Here is a 3051-nt window from a genome sequence, read left to right as displayed (position 1 = left end):
GTGTTCGCCGGCGCTCGCATCGTCGCCGGCGAACACCTCGCGCGCGGCACGGCGCAGGATCGCCGGCGTGACGTCGCGGCTGTTCTCGACATAGGCGCCAAGCAGCGCGCGGTCGCACAACAGGTTGATGCGGCGCGGGACGCCGTCCGTCAGGCGGTGGATCAATGGCGCCAGCGCGGCGGGAACCGGCGTCGCGGCCTGCACGCCCGCGACGGCCAGGCGGTGCGCGACATAGGCGCTCGTCTCCTCGGCGGACAACGGGCCGAGATGGTAGCGGGCGATGACGCGCTGGGCCAGCTGCTCCAGTTCCGGCCGCGCGAGCATCGTGCGCAGTTCCGGCTGGCCGATCAGGATGATCTGCAGGAGCTTGCGCTCGCTGGTCTCCAGGTTCGTCAGGAGGCGCAGCTGCTCCAGCACCTGGGCCGACAGGTTCTGCGCCTCGTCGATCACGAGCACGTTGTTGTGGCCTTGCGCGTGGCTGTCGAGCAGGTAGGCGTTGATCGCGTCCACATAGGCTTTCACCCCCGCCGCGGACGACACGGCGATGCGGAATTCGTCGCAGATCGTCTGCAGCAATTCCTCGACCGTCAGCTTCGGGTTGAAGATATAGGCCAGGCGGCAGTCGTCCGGCACCTGCTCGATGAAGCAGCGGCACACGGTCGTCTTGCCGGCGCCGATCTCGCCCGTGAGCAGCACGAAGCCCCCGCCGCTGCCTATCCCATACAGCAGGTGCGCGAGCGCCTCGCGATGGCGTTCGCTCATGAACAGGTAACGTGGATCGGGCGCGATGGAAAACGGCGCCTGTTTTAAGTGGAAGTAGTTTGTGTACATGTCAATACCAAAAGCTTACCGGCGCGGGGGCAGCGGTTTGAACTTCGCGCAGTATATTTTGCTTTTGGCATTGTAGTAAGCGATCGTGCTGCCGGGGACGGATACGCGCAAAGGGTAAGGCGACGCATCGGCCGCCAGGTGGCGCACGCCCGCCGCCTTGCGGACGGCCTGCTCCAGTTCGTCCGGCGCCACGTCGGCGACGGCGCCCACGAACACCCATTCGCTGGTGTCGTCGCTGACCATCACCTCGGTGACGGGCGCGCCCCACAGGATCGTCTCGCCCGTGCGGAACCAGTACGCGCCGCCTTCGTGCTTGTACGCGGGGCCGAAATGGGTCTTCAGCCAGGTATAGAAATACTTGTTGTCGAGATGGTCGTGGCACAGCAGGGCCGCGCCGATGACGGGGCCGAACGTGGACGGCGGCTTGTCCTGGGTCTGCGCGTGCACGGGCCCGGCGAGCGCCAGTGCGGCAGCCAGCAGGCCTACAATTTTCCCAACCATGCGCGGTTGGCGGCGATCTTCGCCTTCACCGAGGCCGGCAGCGCCTCGTAACAGCCTGGATGCTGCTTGAGCGCGTGCTCGCGCACTTCCTTTTCCATGCCGTTGACGATGAATATATAGACGGAGGCACCTTCCGCATTCTTGCGGGTGCCCATGTAGCGAATCACGATGATCTCCTTGACGAGCACCCATTATGACATTCGCCCTCCGTTCCGGCCACGGCCGGGCACCAGGCGTGCGTCGGGATGGGGTACGCGCAATGGCCCGGCAGGCGCCGTCGTTGCGCTCCAACCACATCTGCAGCAGGTCGCGGTTGTCATGCTGCCAAGCAATCCGTAGCTATAATTCCGGCATGACGACCGCCCTCCTCCCTCGCATCTTCGCGTGCCTGCTCACCCTGGCGGCCGGTACGGCGCATGCCGCCACGCCGCGTCTCTGGAAAGCCACGCATGCGGTCGAAGGCCATGGCATGACCACGCTGTACGTGCTCGCCGCGACGCCCGCCGGCCTGCCGGCCGAATTCGACGCCTATTACACCCGCGCCGTGCTGCCCGCGCTGCGCGCGTCCGCCACGCTGGCGGTCGAGGGCGTGGACGATGGCGAGGAAGGCCCCGCGGCACCCGGATGCGACCTGCGCCAGCTCGACGAGCAAGGCATCGCCATGCTGAACGACGCGCGCCAGCGCATCCTCACGCTCGCGCTGCAGGCCGACATGGCCCGGCGCGACGCGCTCGACGTCAAGGCGCTCGCGAAGGCGCCCGATCCGGACACGCAGGCGCAGTCCTGGGCGCGCCTGATCGAGATGAGCGACGAATTCACGCTGCTGCAGTTCGCGCGCATGCAGGTGGCCGCGCTCGCGTCCGCCGCGCCAGACCACAACAAAGGCGGCAACGTCGCCGAAGCCCTCGTGCGCGCGCGTCCGGACATCCCCGTGCACGACATCGATTACCGCACGGGCATGATGCACGCCTACTGCGCCGCCGGCCCGCGCCGCACGACGATGCTGCTGGACGTCGTGGACAGTGCGCCGCCCTCCCCGGCGGCCACGGCGCGCCTCACGCGCGACTTCGACGCCCTGCTGCACGGCCGCGCGCCGTCCGACGGGAGTCTGCTGACCAGGCTGGCGCCGCTGGACGCGGGCCTCGTGTGCGCGCGCAACCGCGCCTGGATCGCACGCATGGCGAAGGTGGCGGACGGCCGCACGCATTTCTACGTGGTCCCCGTGCGCAACCTGTTCGCGGCGCGGCACGACGATGCGGATTGCGGGGGGCTGCTGGACGATCTCGCACAGGCCGGTTTCACGGTCACGGCCGTCAAGTAACCCGTCGTTCCCGCGAAAACGGGAACCCATGCCGAGCATCCCAGTCAGCGCCGTATGGATCCCCGCCTTCGCGGGGATGACAGCGACGCCATCCACTCCTTGTTTTGCGCAGCCTGTCCCCCGTTTTCGCGCATTCGTCGAAAGCCGGCTGCATCGGCGTTCTGCCTGCCGTATCGTGCAGTCTCCCGGCGCTGCCGCAGACAACCACGACGACACCATGAAAAACGCCCTCAAGCTCACCGTCCTGGCCGCCGCGCTCGCGGCCGGCGCCTTCGTCACGATGCCCGCCTCGTTCGCCCAGCCGCAGGAGACCGGCAATGCCACGGAACGGCGTGCAATCACGGCATTCAGCGCGATCGAGCTGGCGGGCCCGTACCACGTCGTGATCGACGCGCAGG

Annotated in this window: 4 protein-coding genes and 1 pseudogene; 2 read left to right on the top strand and 3 right to left on the bottom strand. The window is 67.7% G+C overall.

Annotated features, from left to right (window positions below; genetic code table 11):
* The 3 genes from ACEN88_RS28000 to ACEN88_RS27990 form a co-directional block, all read right to left on the bottom strand.
* Positions 1-831 (bottom strand): ExeA family protein (locus ACEN88_RS28000; protein WP_413344914.1); only part of this gene is annotated, 831 nt, incomplete at its 3' end.
* A gap of 15 nt (positions 832-846) precedes the next feature.
* Positions 847-1332 (bottom strand): hypothetical protein, encoded by a 486-nt coding sequence (locus ACEN88_RS27995; protein WP_413344912.1) that lies wholly within the window; start codon positions 1330-1332, stop codon positions 847-849.
* Positions 1314-1499, bottom strand: coding sequence for a hypothetical protein (locus ACEN88_RS27990; protein WP_036238481.1), 186 nt, complete (start codon positions 1497-1499; stop codon positions 1314-1316). The genes ACEN88_RS27995 and ACEN88_RS27990 overlap by 19 nt, the downstream gene beginning before the upstream one ends.
* Positions 1500-1684: 185 nt before the next feature.
* Between ACEN88_RS27990 and ACEN88_RS27985 the strand changes: the two genes are divergently transcribed.
* Positions 1685-2653: a hypothetical protein gene (locus ACEN88_RS27985; protein ID WP_413344910.1), complete on the top strand. Its 969-nt coding sequence runs from the start codon at positions 1685-1687 to the stop codon at positions 2651-2653.
* A gap of 217 nt (positions 2654-2870) precedes the next feature.
* Positions 2871-3051 (top strand): annotated as a pseudogene (locus tag ACEN88_RS27980) (DUF2807 domain-containing protein); the annotation flags it as partial.

The organism is Massilia sp. CT11-108 (assembly GCF_047302915.1).
GTDB classification, from domain to species: domain Bacteria; phylum Pseudomonadota; class Gammaproteobacteria; order Burkholderiales; family Burkholderiaceae_D; genus Telluria; species Telluria orientalis.
This window is presented reverse-complemented; position numbering and strand designations above follow the sequence as displayed.

Bases quoted from the DNA above. Each gene is read 5' to 3' on its own strand.
- ACEN88_RS27985 (WP_413344910.1), top strand. From the start codon at position 1,685: ATGACGACCGCCCTCCTCCCTCGCATCTTCGCGTGCCTGCTCACCCTG.
- ACEN88_RS27995 (WP_413344912.1), bottom strand. From the start codon at position 1,332: ATGGTTGGGAAAATTGTAGGCCTGCTGGCTGCCGCACTGGCGCTCGCC.